Origin of the sequence: Variovorax sp. SRS16 (genome assembly GCF_901827165.1) — a bacterium.
Lineage (GTDB): Bacteria > Pseudomonadota > Gammaproteobacteria > Burkholderiales > Burkholderiaceae_C > Variovorax.
This window is the reverse complement of sequence record NZ_LR594670.1, coordinates 41,356-56,334: the sequence shown is the minus strand read 5'-3', so window position 1 is coordinate 56,334 and position 14,979 is coordinate 41,356. Positions and strand designations below refer to the sequence as shown.

Below are 14,979 nucleotides of genomic sequence, written 5' to 3'. Positions count from 1 at the left end.
TTATTGATCCAATCTCAAGTATTGATACAGGGTCTCCCGGCTGACACCAAATTCACGTGCCAGCTTCGCTTTTTGTTCGCCGGCGGCGGCCCGCTGCCGCAGCTCGGCTACCTGTTCTGGCGACAGCGCTTTCTTGCGGCCCCGGTAGGCTCCGCGCTGTCTGGCGAGCGCGATGCCTTCCCTCTGCCGCTCGCGGATCAAGGCCCGCTCGAATTCGGCGAACGCCCCCATGACCGACAGCATCAGGTTCGCCATCGGTGAATCCTCGCCGGTGAAGGTCAGGCTTTCCTTGACGAACTCGATGCGCACGCCGCGCTTGGTCAGCTTTTGTACGAGGCGGCGCAAGTCATCGAGGTTGCGCGCCAAGCGATCCATGCTGTGAACCACCACGGTGTCGCCTTCGCGCACGAAGGCCAGCAGCGAATCAAGCTCGGGCCGCTGGGTGTCCTTGCCCGACGCCTTGTCGGTGAACACCCTGCCGACTTCGACATGCTCCAGTTGCCGCTCCGGGTTCTGGTCGAAGCTGCTGACCCGGACGTAGCCGATGCGTTGACCCTGCAAGATACCTCCAAATACGAAAGTGTCAGGAAGAAATCTATGACCTTTCGCCGCAGGTGTCAAGAAACACAAAAGTTAACTCTATTCTGACGTTGCTGGGTGGCTTCTCCTGACATCAGGATAGGGTATAGATCAGGTTGACGCCCCAACTCTGGGTTTCGGCTCCCGGCCAGGAGCGGCCGACCGTCAAACGGGTAAGCAGTCGCTCAACGTTTGACGTGAGGGGCCGCCGTAGCGGCGAAGCCGCGAAGGGAACCCGCAAGCGCAGCTTGTGGGCGGTCCCTCTCGACGGAATGGTTAGATGCGACCGTTTTAGTGAACACTTGCCTTAGATAGCAAGTTGAGCACAGCAACGCCGCTGATAATGAAGCCGACACCAACAAATCCCCACATATCTAGTTTTTGACCATGCAAAACCCATGCAATCGCAGTGACCAAGACGATCCCGAGGCCCGACCAAACTGCGTAGGCGATTCCAACAGGAATCGATTTGAGTGTCAGCGACAGGAAATAAAAAGCAGCAGCGTATCCCGCTACGACGATAAAAGACGGTACTAACCTAGTAAAGCCCTCACTAGACTTGAGCGCAGAGGTTGCAATGACCTCAGAAATAATGGCCGTAGCCAGAAATAACCAATTTTTCAAAATATTTCTCCATGGAGTTCCGCGAAGAAATTTTAGGTTCGATTTAAGAAAACAAACAGTCTTGTTGCTGGCCGAAATTTGTGCGCACAGCAAAGCATCTAACTTATGGTTTATCTGACCAAACACCGGATACCCACAACCGTGGTCGTTAAACAATGTCGCACGGCACCCAAAAAAAGTGTTTGAAATCAATTCTGTAAAGCATCATACTGGATGCATGAACAGGTATAACAGAAATGACAAACCTGACTGGGTCCCTCCCCGATCCATCAAGCTGCTCGATCAGGTGCGCGAACGGGTTCGCTACCTGCATTACAGCCTACAGACCGAGAAGGCTTATGTCTACTGGGCCAAGGCATTTGTGTTGTGGACGGCCCGCAGCCATGGTGGGTTTCGACATCCGCGCGAAATGGGGCAAGCTGAAGTCGAGGGTTTTCTGACCATGCTCGCCACCGAGAAGCAAGTGGCGCCGGCCACCCACCGGCAGGCGCTCAACGTGTTGGCGCCGATTCAAAATTGAGCCACCGTGCCGATTGAATTTTGAGCCAGGGCTAATGGCCAACCTGTGAAGGTCGGCTGTGGATAAGTGTAGTGCCTTGGGTCGGTTTTGGTCTCCTTGGTGATCGAGCTCGGTGGTCGTCCGTTGAGGGTAAGCCGCGCAGGGCGAAGCCCGTAGCGGCTTGCCCTTGAACCGCTCAGAACGGCTCAGCCTTCTTGGCCTGTTCGCGTGCCTTGATGCGTTTCTTGGCCACGGCTGTGCTGTGCATGAACCTGTGGGACTCGTTGCCCGTCTCGACGATGTGGCAGTGGTGCGTGAGTCGATCCAGCAGTGCCGTGGTCATCTTGGCATCGCCGAACACGCTGGACCATTCCTTGAAGTCCAGGTTGGTGGTGATCATCACGCTGGTCTGCTCGTAGAGCTTGCTCAGCAGGTGGAACAGCAAGGCGCCGCCTGCCTGGCTGAAGGGCAGGTAGCCCAGCTCATCAAGGATGACCAGGTCCATGCGCTGCAAGCTCGCTGCGATGCGGCCTGCCTTGCCTTGGGCCTTCTCCTGCTCCAGTGCGTTGACCAGGTCCACCGTGGAGTAAAACCGCACGCGTGAGCCATGGCGCGTGATGCCCGCCACGCCGATGGCCGTGGCCAGATGCGTCTTGCCCGTGCCGGGGCCACCCACCAGCACCACGTTGTGCGCCTGCTCGGTGAACGCCATGCTGGGGTCTCCTCGTTTTCAGTGCAATAAGTGACGGTACGCAAAGCTAGCACTGGCGCGGGGGTGGTCTGGGTAGACCGTTGATTTCATTGACTTTCCTGTTCGCTTTGTAAACGGGTATGGTGGCCTCCCACTTTTGAGGTTCACGATGCAGGGTTGGCACACAACGTTTTTGGGGATGCGTGGGCTCCCCCGCGATATCAGCGACTTCGAGATGAAGGCATTTTTCACCTTCGATGGTGCCGAGCGCGACGCAATCAATGCACGCCGAGGTGATTCCCACAAGCTTGGTCTGGCGCTCCATATTGGTTTCCTGCGCATGAGTGGGCGTTTGCTCGGTGCCTTTCGGGTAATTCCAGTAGCCTTGTGGCGCCACCTTGGCAACGAGCTTGGCATTGCAGCACCAGAAGTCGCCTCGCTGAGAGCCATGTATGAACGCGGGCGCACGCTATTCGATCACCAACAAGTAGCCTGCACGGTCCTTGGATTCCAGTGGATGAGCGAGCACCAGCGCCGCTCACTGGTACGTGAACTGCGCGACGAAGTGGCGCGCTGCGCCGACCGCGATCAGCTACTCGTGCGGGCGCGTCAATGGCTGTACAAGAACAAGCTGGTGATCGTGCACGAGCGGGCAATTCGGACACTGATTGCGGCGGCACTTGCCCAGCTTGAAGTTGAAACAGGCACCGCCATCGCCGCCAGCGTTGATCCAGCAACACTTGATCGCTGGCGAGCCTCAGTTTCAGAGCTGCGCCCAGATGGACAAACCCAGCAGAGTTGGCTATGGGCTGCACCGGCGAAACACTCAACCCGCCAAATCAGCGAGGTACTGGAGCGCATCGACCTGCTTTACACGCTGGACGTTCATAAGCACCTGGCAGACATCCCCGATCTCATCTTGCGCCGCTACGCGCGCCGACTTGTCTCCAGGCCGCCCTCAGCCGGAGCCAAGATCAAAGAGCCAGCGCGCACCGTGGAGGTCGCATGCTTTCTTCGGTATTGCCTGTTCACCACCACAGACCAGTTGATCCTTATGGTGCAGCGCCGGATCGCCGATCTGTGGCGTCAGGCTGCCGCCGATGTCCCCGCTACCGTCAATTGGGCCGCAATGTACAAAACGCTGCTCGGCGAACTTGTTGCCTTGAGCGCGCAAGGTGCGGTGCCAGATGCTGAGTTGCGTGCCCGTCTTGAAGCCTTGATCACCGAAACCCAGAAACGCAAACCACCGAGCAGGGCCTCCCTGGTCCGCGAGGGATTGATTGATGGAATTCGCCCCGTGCGGTCGTTGCTCGTCGCCATTGCAAAGCTGCCCTGGCAGGCCACCGGCGAGCATCCTGCCATCGAGTACCTTGCCAAGCTGCAAGCTTTATATCTCAAAGGATCCAGAAAGCTGCCAGTTGAAGTGGTGGCACCAAGTCTGGGAATGATCTGGCAGGTTTCGATCTCCAGCCCAGACCGGGAACGGGCGTTTCAGGCGTTGGAGGTGGCCACCCTGTTTGCCCTGCGCCGCGCGGTGCGCAATGGCTCGGTCTGGATTGAGCACAGCCTGAGCTTTCGGGGTCGTGCGCGCTTGTTCTTCACGGACGAGCGTTGGCAGGCAGAGTCCAAGAAACACTATGCCCGTCTATCGTTACCCAGCAAGGCTGCCACTTTCTTGAAGCCTTTGCTGGCCAGAGTAACTGCCGGTGTCGATGCGGTGGCCGCTGCAGCCCGCAGTGGCGTACTGCGCGTGGATGATGAACTCCATTTGTCGCCATTGCCCGCAGAGGACGAAGACCCAGAAGTGACCAAGCTGCGCGCGGCTTTGGATCACCGCATCGGTGAGGTTCAATTGCCGGAAGTGATTCTGGCCGTTGACGCCCAGGTGCGCTTTAGCTGGATCATGCTCGGACGTGAGCCGCGCTCTACCGACGAGCTGCTGATGGTCTATGCCGGCATCATGGCCCACGGCACCAGTCTGACTGCGGTCGAATGCGCGCGCATGATTCCGCAATTGTCTGCCACCAGCATTCGCCAGGCCATGCGCTGGGCGCGGGACGAACGGCGTCTGAGCCAGGCCTGCCAGGCTGTGCTGGAATTCATGCAGCGACACCCGATTGCCGCCACCTGGGGGCGGTCCGATTTGGCATCTTCTGACATGATGACCATGGAGACCACCAAACGGGTGTGGCAAGCCCGGCTTGATCCTCGGCGCAACACACCTTCCATTGGAATCTACTCCCATGTAAAAGACCGGTGGGGCATCTTCCATGCGCAGCCCTTTGTGCTCAATGAGCGCCAGGCGGGCGTGGCCATTGAAGGTGTCATCCGCCAAGAAAAGCTGGAGACCAGCCAGCTTGCTGTGGATACCCATGGCTACACCGACTTTGCCATGTCACATGCCCGTTTGCTTGGTTTTGATCTTTGCCCGCGGTTGAAGGAACTCAAACAGCGCCACCTCTTTGTGCCACGCGGCACCAAAGTGCCCGCAGAAATCGCTGCGGTGTGCGAAGCCAATGTCGACGTCGCTTTGATCGAAAAGCATTGGGATAGTCTGGTGCACCTGGCAGCCTCGGTCATGAGCGGACATGCCAGTGCGGTGGCAGCTCTTGCGCGGTTCGGTTCTGCCGCCCAGGGCGATCCAATCTATGAGGCTGGCGTGCAATTGGGGCGGTTGCTGCGTACGGCGTTTTTGGCTGACTACTTTGTCAAGGACGCTTTCAGGAACGAGTTGCGCCGGGTGCTCAATCGGGGCGAGGCTGTTAACGCCCTCAAGCGCGCCATTTATACCGGCCGGATCAGCCCGGCGCAGGCCAAACGTGTCGATGAAATGCAGGCTGTGGCCGATGCGTTGAGCCTGATGGCCAACATCGTGATGGCGTGGAATACCTCACAGATGCAGGCGGTCCTGGATCGCTGGTCGAACCGCCGCCAGGTCATTCCACCGGAACTGATCGGGAAGATTGCGCCCACCAGGCTGGAGAGCATCAACTTGCGGGGTGTGTTTCGCTTCCCGGTTGACCGCTATGCTGACCAAATCCTGCCTTCGCGGCCAAATGCATCGATAACTGGCACCAATGGATGAAACCGACCACGGTTTGACGCCACGAATCGCAGATTTGAAAGTGAACAGGAAAGTCAATGAAATCAACGATCTACCAACACCACCTCCGCGCCAGTGCTAGCTTTTCGTACCGTCACTTATTGCACTGAAAACGAGGAGACCCCGATTAGCGCCATCGAGCGCTGCCGCACGTCCGCGCTGGGTGGTCACGTCGAGCAGTGCGACGCCTGCGGGCACCAGCGCATCGCTTTCAACAGTTGCCGCAACAGGCACTGTCCGAAGTGCCAGTCGCTGGTGCGCGCCCAGTGGCTGCAGGACCGGCAGGCCGAACTGCTGCCGGTCGAGTACTTTCACATCGTCTTCACCGTACCGCAGGAGATTGCCGCCATCGCGTACCAGAACAAGGCCGTGGTGTACGACATCCTGTTTCACGCCACCTCTGAGACGCTGCGCACCATCGCCGCCGACCCCAAACATCTCGGAGCCGAGATCGGCTTCATCACCATCCTGCATACCTGGGGCCAGAACTTGCTGCATCACCCGCATCTGCACTGCGTCGTGCCCGGCGGTGGGGTGGCCCCGGACGGCAAGCGCTGGATCGCCTGCCGAGCGGGCTTCTTCCTGCCGGTGCGGGTGCTGTCGCGGCTGTTTCGCCGCCTGTTCCTGACACAGTTGCGCAGCGCCTTCGACAACGGGGAACTGCGCTTCTTCAACGGCCTGGCTGCGCTACAGGATTGCGATGCCTTCGCCAGCTACCTGGCGCCCGCAACCCAGGCCGAGTGGGTGGTCTACGCCAAGCCACCTTTCGGCGGGCCCGAGCAGGTCCTGAACTACCTCGGGCGCTACACCCATCGCGTGGCGATCTCCAACAACCGCCTGGTCGACTTCGCCGATGGCGAGGTGGCCTTTGCGTGGAAGGACTACCGCCACGAATCGCGCCACAAGGTCATGCGCCTGGATGCCCAGGAGTTCGTCCGCCGCTTCCTGCTGCATGTCCTGCCCCCTGGATTCCAGCGCATCCGCCACTATGGGCTCCTGGCCAACCGCTATCGCGAGACCAAGCTCGACCACTGTCGCCAGCTGCTGGCGGCACCCGCACCGGTCGTGGAGTTGCCCGATGCACCGCTGGACTATCGGGACCGCTATCAGCGCCTGACTGGCGTGTCTCTGCGCGACTGCCAGCATTGCGGTCGTGGCCAGATGGTGCGAATCGAATCCTTTCTGCCGGGAACCTTGCCGCGCGGTCCGCCGCCATCCCTCATGAACACAAGCCCGGCCTTCACCCCATGCGCTTCCAGATCCGTGTCGCGAAGCGATAGGTGTCCCTTTGCATGCTCACGCCCATCAATGGCGAGAGCCTCTCGCCACGCCCTCGTGGCAGCGCCAATGCACACGCCGCAGCCCCCCGTTCTTCGGTGCCAGCTCAACCCAGCGCTGCAATTTCCTCAGCCTTGCGCACCTGCGCCTCGCGCTTGGACAAGTCGGTGCTGATTCAATCCCCATAGCGCACCACCACCTGGACGGCGGTTTAGTTCAACGGGATCTTTAGCCTACCGGCTGCGGAACAGGCGTCGCGGGGTTGATCAGCGTCTGCGCGCCGCAGCCGCCAGGCTAAAGACTCTCTGCATTATGCACAGCTGTACATAAAGGCTGACTGCAGCCGGTCAGGTTTTGCAGCCCAATGACAGTCGCCGCCGAAACCTGCCATTCGTCATCCTGCGAGGCGCCCAACCGCTGTAAATTCGGCAGCGGCCACTCATCAGCGATGGGCTATTGCCTGCCATGCGTTGCCCTGCCAATGTCAGATGTTGTCATCGCCCAGACCTGACCCCGAGTGAGTACGTCAAAAAGAGGTCGGGTCAACAAGCCGGAAGCCGTCCAACTCCAGTTTGAAAGTGTCCGGATATGGGGGAGACGTCACAACTTCGAACTGGAAGATGATAATTGTCTACAGAAGCGGTTGAAGTCCAGTACATTGATACGCGTGCTACTCCTTTCCATTCTTAAGCAACGGGGGCCAGCTGTTGACCTGCAGCATTCGAACCTTTTCGACCTACCTCAATGATGTCGATCGACTTCTAGAGGAAATGCCCCCGCTTTCTGCTCTGGATGGGTGCGTGAGGCGGCTGGCTAAGGTGCTGGGCTTTGATTCGGCCTGGTATGGGTTCCTGGGCTGGGAGACTTCAAGCGCGGGCAATGGCGTGCCGTCAAACTCAAGCAATACCGGCCCGGTGATGCATGGCACGGCTGCGCTGAACCTGCCGGGTGACTTCTATCAAACATGGCAGGCGATGAGCCACGAAGATCTGTTGCTTGATCAGATTCGCAAGGCCCCGAGACGAGTTGCCACGTACCTGCGAAGTCAAGCCGTGCAGACGGACGGGATGATGGCGATGGTGGATCGGTATGGCATCGGGTCCATCGCCACAGCCACCCAGATACGAACGGATCATCAAGGCTCATTGTTCTTGGCCTGTTTGCGCCATGGGGGATCGTCCGTGCGCCGCTGGCACAACGGAGAACGCGATTTTCTGTACGCATCGGTTGAGGTGTTGGACCGACAAATCCGCCAACGGGCAGACGTGACTGCCGCGACTAGCGGTGAGGGTGTTGAGCTGCTGGTCTCCGCTGCCGGGCACTGCGTCTTTGGCGGTGCCGGGTTGCTTGCCTTGGGAATGGATGCTGAGGGCCCCGTCCGCGATAAGTTGCAGGCAGCCATCCGAACGGCACTGACGCGCACCGGTCGACTCGTGGCTGATGATTTGGGACTGGTCATCACCGCGAAGCCAGCCAAAGTCGACGACGGCGCTGGACTTCGGAGAGTGCACGTCAGACCCCTGTCACCGGTCAGTCGGTTAAGCCCGCGCGAAGCGGAAGTGGCAGCACTCTTGACCCAAGGCCTCAGCCATAAACACGTCGCGCGCCATCTGGGTATTTCCCCGGCTACGGTGCGCAATCAGACGAGCCAAATCTACGACAAGCTGGGCGTCCACAACCGAGCGACGCTGGCCTCCGTCCTTGCTTCGGCCAGCCCCGACCGATCTTCGCCACCATAGGTCATTTGCATCATTCAAAAGATTGACGCTTTGCTGCAAGCTCTCTTTGCCCTGAAGTGACAGGACATAAATAAGGAGCTTGAGACATGGACTTGAAGGACTACAGCGCACATGACGCCACTGGATTGGCCGATTTGGTCAGAGCCGGAGAAGTGAGCGGAGCAGAACTCACCGACTGTGCCAACCGCGCAATCGATTCGGTAAACGGTTCAATCAATGCCGTTGTCCGCAGGCTGGACCCTCCAGTGATGGGCGACAGCGAGGGCGCTTTTGCTGGCGTGCCATTTTTGGTCAAGGACCAGGTTCTGGCGGTAGGCGGCGTGCCGCAAATGATGGGCACCCGCATGCTGGCCAAGGGCGAGTTCATTCCTCCGGCAGACAGTGAACTGTTCACGCGCTTTCGCAAGGCGGGCCTCAACACCATCGGGATCACAGCAACGCCCGAGTTCGGCTTCAACGCCACCACCGAGTCGGTTCTTCACGGGCCCACCCGCAACCCCTACAACCTCGATCGCTCTTCTGGCGGCTCTTCAGGGGGTTCAGCGGCCGCTGTAGCGGCTGGCATTGTGCCCGTGGCGCATGCCAACGATGCCGCAGGTTCCATACGGATTCCAGCGGCCTCTTGCGGCCTGATCGGATTGAAACCATCTCGGGGCCGAACGCCTCTTGGCCCTTACCACGGGATGCCAGTGCTCGGTATGGCCTGCGAATTCGCCGTGACCCGAACGGTACGCGATTGCGCGGCATTGCTCGATGCTGTCGCAGGCCCCGACATCGGCGCGACCCAAGGCATCGCCTTGCCAACCCAGTCCTACGTGCGCGCGATTGCTTCCGACACCCGGCCACTGAAAGTAGCGTTGGTGCGGCAGTGGCCCAAGGCGCCGGCGGTGGAGCGGCAAATCGACGAGGCGCTGCAGCGCACCGCCCGCTTGTTGGAGGCCCAGGGGCATGTGATTGAGGAAACGGCGCCTGTCTATGACGTTGATGCTTTCATGCGCGCGAATTTTTCGGCGTGGATGTCTTTCCTTGCGGTGGGGGTCAATGGGTTGAAAGCCGCTATGGGCCGTGAACCTGGGCCAGATGTGCTTGAGGCAGTGACGCTGGCCTGCGCGCAGGCGGGCAACGCATTGACGGCGATGGACATCGAGGATGTGTTTGCCGTGATGAACACCATGTCCCGAAGTCTCGGCGTATTTCTCACGCGCTACGACATCATCTTGATGCCCGCCTTGAAACGCACGCCACTGCCCCTTGGGTACCTGGATCAAAACGATGCGAGTCTCGACGCTCATGGCTGGTACGACCGGCTCTTCGATGCGATTCCTTTCACGGCGCAGTTCAACATGACCGGACTGCCAGCGCTAACCTTGCCAGCAGGCATGCATGACGAGATGCCCGTCCCCATTCAAATGGTGGCGGGAATGGGGCGTGAAGATGTTTTGCTTCAGGTCGCTCGTGACCTTGAACGATTGCAGCCTTGGCGAGCATTCAGGCCCAAAGTGTTCGCTCAATAAAAGTGGATTCTTCAAACCTGCTCAACTCAAGCCTTTGACGTTCCCGGGAAACCTCAAACAAAGTTAAAACACCGGGGGTCAGATGTTGGTATCCGTTCTCGGTCTTCGCACTGGCATTTTTGAATGTGGCGAACCCTGAGGAAATCAATATGCGCTACCCATAAGGTTCCTGTGCGGACGCTAGGACAGGTGTAGACTTCTGGAAGGTGGGCTTCACCCGCTTCGCTAAACAGTTTTCAACTTCCAGTTCAAAGATACTCATAGTCCATGGATGCCTTGAGATCGATAGCACCTGTTGGGCCTTGGGGGCGTCGTCGTTCGAGACAAAGCGCAGTAGCGACATTTCCCCAAAGTCGGCCGTATCTAAAACTGGACATAGGGCCTCAGAGGCTGCGTATCCCTCCGATGGCGGCTTGGGTACAAAGAGCGAGAAGTCATGGCGCTCCCGCAACCAGCAGCAACCGCTGCTTATGGAAAGCTCTCCATAATGCAGAGAGTCTTTAGCCTGGCGGCTGCGGCGCGCAGACGCTGATCAACCCCGCGACGCCTGTTCCGCAGCCGGTAGGCTAAAGATCCCGTTGAACTAAACCGCCGTCCAGGTGGTGGTGCGCTATGGGGATTGAATCAGCACCGACTTGTCCAAGCGCGAGGCGCAGGTGCGCAAGGCTGAGGAAATTGCAGCGCTGGGTTGAGCTGGCACCGAAGAACGGGGGGCTGCGGCGTGTGCATTGGCGCTGCCACGAGGGCGTGGCGAGAGGCTCTCGCCATTGATGGGCGTGAGCATGCAAAGGGACACCTATCGCTTCGCGACACGGATCTGGAAGCGCATGGGGTGAAGGCCGGGCTTGTGTTCATGAGGGGATGGGCGGCGGACCGCGCGGCAAGGTTCCCGGCAGAAAGGATTCGATTCGCACCATCTGGCCACGACCGCAATGCTGGCAGTCGCGCAGAGACACGCCAGTCAGGCGCTGATAGCGGTCCCGATAGTCCAGCGGTGCATCGGGCAACTCCACGACCGGTGCGGGTGCCGCCAGCAGCTGGCGACAGTGGTCGAGCTTGGTCTCGCGATAGCGGTTGGCCAGGAGCCCATAGTGGCGGATGCGCTGGAATCCAGGGGCAGGACATGCAGCAGGAAGCGGCGGACGAACTCCTGGGCATCCAGGCGCATGACCTTGTGGCGCGATTCGTGGCGGTAGTCCTTCCACGCAAAGGCCACCTCGCCATCGGCGAAGTCGACCAGGCGGTTGTTGGAGATCGCCACGCGATGGGTGTAGCGCCCGAGGTAGTTCAGGACCTGCTCGGGCCCGCCGAAAGGTGGCTTGGCGTAGACCACCCACTCGGCCTGGGTTGCGGGCGCCAGGTAGCTGGCGAAGGCATCGCAATCCTGTAGCGCAGCCAGGCCGTTGAAGAAGCGCAGTTCCCCGTTGTCGAAGGCGCTGCGCAACTGTGTCAGGAACAGGCGGCGAAACAGCCGCGACAGCACCCGCACCGGCAGGAAGAAGCCCGCTCGGCAGGCGATCCAGCGCTTGCCGTCCGGGGCCACCCCACCGCCGGGCACGACGCAGTGCAGATGCGGGTGATGCAGCAAGTTCTGGCCCCAGGTATGCAGGATGGTGATGAAGCCGATCTCGGCTCCGAGATGTTTGGGGTCGGCGGCGATGGTGCGCAGCGTCTCAGAGGTGGCGTGAAACAGGATGTCGTACACCACGGCCTTGTTCTGGTACGCGATGGCGGCAATCTCCTGCGGTACGGTGAAGACGATGTGAAAGTACTCGACCGGCAGCAGTTCGGCCTGCCGGTCCTGCAGCCACTGGGCGCGCACCAGCGACTGGCACTTCGGACAGTGCCTGTTGCGGCAACTGTTGAAAGCGATGCGCTGGTGCCCGCAGGCGTCGCACTGCTCGACGTGACCACCCAGCGCGGACGTGCGGCAGCGCTCGATGGCGCTAATCGGGGTCTCCTCGTTTTCAGTGCAATAAGTGACGGTACGAAAAGCTAGCACTGGCGCGGAGGTGGTGTTGGTAGATCGTTGATTTCATTGACTTTCCTGTTCACTTTCAAATCTGCGATTCGTGGCGTCAAACCGTGGTCGGTTTCATCCATTGGTGCCAGTTATCGATGCATTTGGCCGCGAAGGCAGGATTTGGTCAGCATAGCGGTCAACCGGGAAGCGAAACACACCCCGCAAGTTGATGCTCTCCAGCCTGGTGGGCGCAATCTTCCCGATCAGTTCCGGTGGAATGACCTGGCGGCGGTTCGACCAGCGATCCAGGACCGCCTGCATCTGTGAGGTATTCCACGCCATCACGATGTTGGCCATCAGGCTCAACGCATCGGCCACAGCCTGCATTTCATCGACACGTTTGGCCTGCGCCGGGCTGATCCGGCCGGTATAAATGGCGCGCTTGAGGGCGTTAACAGCCTCGCCCCGATTGAGCACCCGGCGCAACTCGTTCCTGAAAGCGTCCTTGACAAAGTAGTCAGCCAAAAACGCCGTACGCAGCAACCGCCCCAATTGCACGCCAGCCTCATAGATTGGATCGCCCTGGGCGGCAGAACCGAACCGCGCAAGAGCTGCCACCGCACTGGCATGTCCGCTCATGACCGAGGCTGCCAGGTGCACCAGACTATCCCAATGCTTTTCGATCAAAGCGACGTCGACATTGGCTTCGCACACCGCAGCGATTTCTGCGGGCACTTTGGTGCCGCGTGGCACAAAGAGGTGGCGCTGTTTGAGTTCCTTCAACCGCGGGCAAAGATCAAAACCAAGCAAACGGGCATGTGACATGGCAAAGTCGGTGTAGCCATGGGTATCCACAGCAAGCTGGCTGGTCTCCAGCTTTTCTTGGCGGATGACACCTTCAATGGCCACGCCCGCCTGGCGCTCATTGAGCACAAAGGGCTGCGCATGGAAGATGCCCCACCGGTCTTTTACATGGGAGTAGATTCCAATGGAAGGTGTGTTGCGCCGAGGATCAAGCCGGGCTTGCCACACCCGTTTGGTGGTCTCCATGGTCATCATGTCAGAAGATGCCAAATCGGACCGCCCCAGGTGGCGGCAATCGGGTGTCGCTGCATGAATTCCAGCACAGCCTGGCAGGCCTGGCTCAGACGCCGTTCGTCCCGCGCCCAGCGCATGGCCTGGCGAATGCTGGTGGCAGACAATTGCGGAATCATGCGCGCGCATTCGACCGCAGTCAGACTGGTGCCGTGGGCCATGATGCCGGCATAGACCATCAGCAGCTCGTCGGTAGAGCGCGGCTCACGTCCGAGCATGATCCAGCTAAAGCGCACCTGGGCGTCAACGGCCAGAATCACTTCCGGCAATTGAACCTCACCGATGCGGTGATCCAAAGCCGCGCGCAGCTTGGTCACTTCTGGGTCTTCGTCCTCTGCGGGCAATGGCGACAAATGGAGTTCATCATCCACGCGCAGTACGCCACTGCGGGCTGCAGCGGCCACCGCATCGACACCGGCAGTTACTCTGGCCAGCAAAGGCTTCAAGAAAGTGGCAGCCTTGCTGGGTAACGATAGACGGGCATAGTGTTTCTTGGACTCTGCCTGCCAACGCTCGTCCGTGAAGAACAAGCGCGCACGACCCCGAAAGCTCAGGCTGTGCTCAATCCAGACCGAGCCATTGCGCACCGCGCGGCGCAGGGCAAACAGGGTGGCCACCTCCAACGCCTGAAACGCCCGTTCCCGGTCTGGGCTGGAGATCGAAACCTGCCAGATCATTCCCAGACTTGGTGCCACCACTTCAACTGGCAGCTTTCTGGATCCTTTGAGATATAAAGCTTGCAGCTTGGCAAGGTACTCGATGGCAGGATGCTCGCCGGTGGCCTGCCAGGGCAGCTTTGCAATGGCGACGAGCAACGACCGCACGGGGCGAATTCCATCAATCAATCCCTCGCGGACCAGGGAGGCCCTGCTCGGTGGTTTGCGTTTCTGGGTTTCGGTGATCAAGGCTTCAAGACGGGCACGCAACTCAGCATCTGGCACCGCACCTTGCGCGCTCAAGGCAACAAGTTCGCCGAGCAGCGTTTTGTACATTGCGGCCCAATTGACGGTAGCGGGGACATCGGCGGCAGCCTGACGCCACAGATCGGCGATCCGGCGCTGCACCATAAGGATCAACTGGTCTGTGGTGGTGAACAGGCAATACCGAAGAAAGCATGCGACCTCCACGGTGCGCGCTGGCTCTTTGATCTTGGCTCCGGCTGAGGGCGGCCTGGAGACAAGTCGGCGCGCGTAGCGGCGCAAGATGAGATCGGGGATGTCTGCCAGGTGCTTATGAACGTCCAGCGTGTAAAGCAGGTCGATGCGCTCCAGTACCTCGCTGATTTGGCGGGTTGAGTGTTTCGCCGGTGCAGCCCATAGCCAACTCTGCTGGGTTTGTCCATCTGGGCGCAGCTCTGAAACTGAGGCTCGCCAGCGATCAAGTGTTGCTGGATCAACGCTGGCGGCGATGGCGGTGCCTGTTTCAACTTCAAGCTGGGCAAGTGCCGCCGCAATCAGTGTCCGAATTGCCCGCTCGTGCACGATCACCAGCTTGTTCTTGTACAGCCATTGACGCGCCCGCACGAGTAGCTGATCGCGGTCGGCGCAGCGCGCCACTTCGTCGCGCAGTTCACGTACCAGTGAGCGGCGCTGGTGCTCGCTCATCCACTGGAATCCAAGGACCGTGCAGGCTACTTGTTGGTGATCGAATAGCGTGCGCCCGCGTTCATACATGGCTCTCAGCGAGGCGACTTCTGGTGCTGCAATGCCAAGCTCGTTGCCAAGGTGGCGCCACAAGGCTACTGGAATTACCCGAAAGGCACCGAGCAAACGCCCACTCATGCGCAGGAAACCAATATGGAGCGCCAGACCAAGCTTGTGGGAATCACCTCGGCGTGCATTGATTGCGTCGCGCTCGGCACCATCGAAGGTGAAAAATGCCTTCATCTCGAAGT

The 14,979-nt window shown here is 59.7% G+C and carries 5 protein-coding genes and 5 pseudogenes; 5 read left to right on the top strand and 5 right to left on the bottom strand.

The features are described from left to right. On the bottom strand, positions 1-561 hold the full coding sequence (locus E5P2_RS37545) for a recombinase family protein (protein ID WP_108499742.1): 561 nt from the start codon (positions 559-561) through the stop codon (positions 1-3). Between the two features lie 309 nt (positions 562-870). Beyond that, positions 871-1,203 (bottom strand): quaternary ammonium compound efflux SMR transporter QacG2, encoded by a 333-nt coding sequence (gene qacG2, locus E5P2_RS37540; protein ID WP_162572169.1) that lies wholly within the window; start codon positions 1,201-1,203, stop codon positions 871-873. A gap of 217 nt (positions 1,204-1,420) precedes the next feature. Between qacG2 and E5P2_RS37535 the strand changes: the two are divergent. Continuing rightward, positions 1,421-1,705 (top strand): annotated as a pseudogene (locus tag E5P2_RS37535) (phage integrase N-terminal SAM-like domain-containing protein); the annotation flags it as partial. Between the two features lie 193 nt (positions 1,706-1,898). Here the strand turns inward: E5P2_RS37535 and istB are convergent. Beyond that, a pseudogene (gene istB, locus E5P2_RS37530) lies at positions 1,899-2,411 on the bottom strand (IS21-like element helper ATPase IstB); the annotation flags it as partial. Between the two features lie 151 nt (positions 2,412-2,562). On the opposite strand from istB, the gene E5P2_RS37525 reads away from it, so the two are divergent. The 4 genes and pseudogenes from E5P2_RS37525 (at position 2,563) to E5P2_RS37510 (ending at position 10,027) form a co-directional block, all read left to right on the top strand. Beyond that, positions 2,563-5,478, top strand: coding sequence for a Tn3-like element IS1071 family transposase (locus tag E5P2_RS37525; RefSeq protein ID WP_003158660.1), 2,916 nt, complete (start codon positions 2,563-2,565; stop codon positions 5,476-5,478). Positions 5,479-5,628: 150 nt separating this feature from the next. Continuing rightward, positions 5,629-6,708 (top strand): annotated as a pseudogene (locus tag E5P2_RS37520) (IS91 family transposase); the annotation flags it as partial. Between the two features lie 866 nt (positions 6,709-7,574). Then, entirely contained in the window at positions 7,575-8,513 is a 939-nt protein-coding gene (locus E5P2_RS37515; RefSeq protein ID WP_162572159.1) for a helix-turn-helix transcriptional regulator, read from the top strand. Between the two features lie 86 nt (positions 8,514-8,599). Then, complete coding sequence (locus E5P2_RS37510) at positions 8,600-10,027, top strand: amidase (RefSeq protein ID WP_162572158.1); 1,428 nt, start codon at positions 8,600-8,602, stop codon at positions 10,025-10,027. Positions 10,028-10,878: 851 nt separating this feature from the next. Here E5P2_RS37510 and E5P2_RS37505 read toward each other — a convergent pair. Together E5P2_RS37505 and E5P2_RS37500 are read right to left on the bottom strand one after the other, a co-directional pair. Next, positions 10,879-11,972 (bottom strand): annotated as a pseudogene (locus E5P2_RS37505) (IS91 family transposase); the annotation flags it as partial. A 150-nt stretch (positions 11,973-12,122) separates the two neighbouring features. Then, positions 12,123-14,971, bottom strand: a pseudogene (locus tag E5P2_RS37500) (Tn3-like element IS1071 family transposase). Between the last annotated feature and the right edge of the window lie 8 nt (positions 14,972-14,979).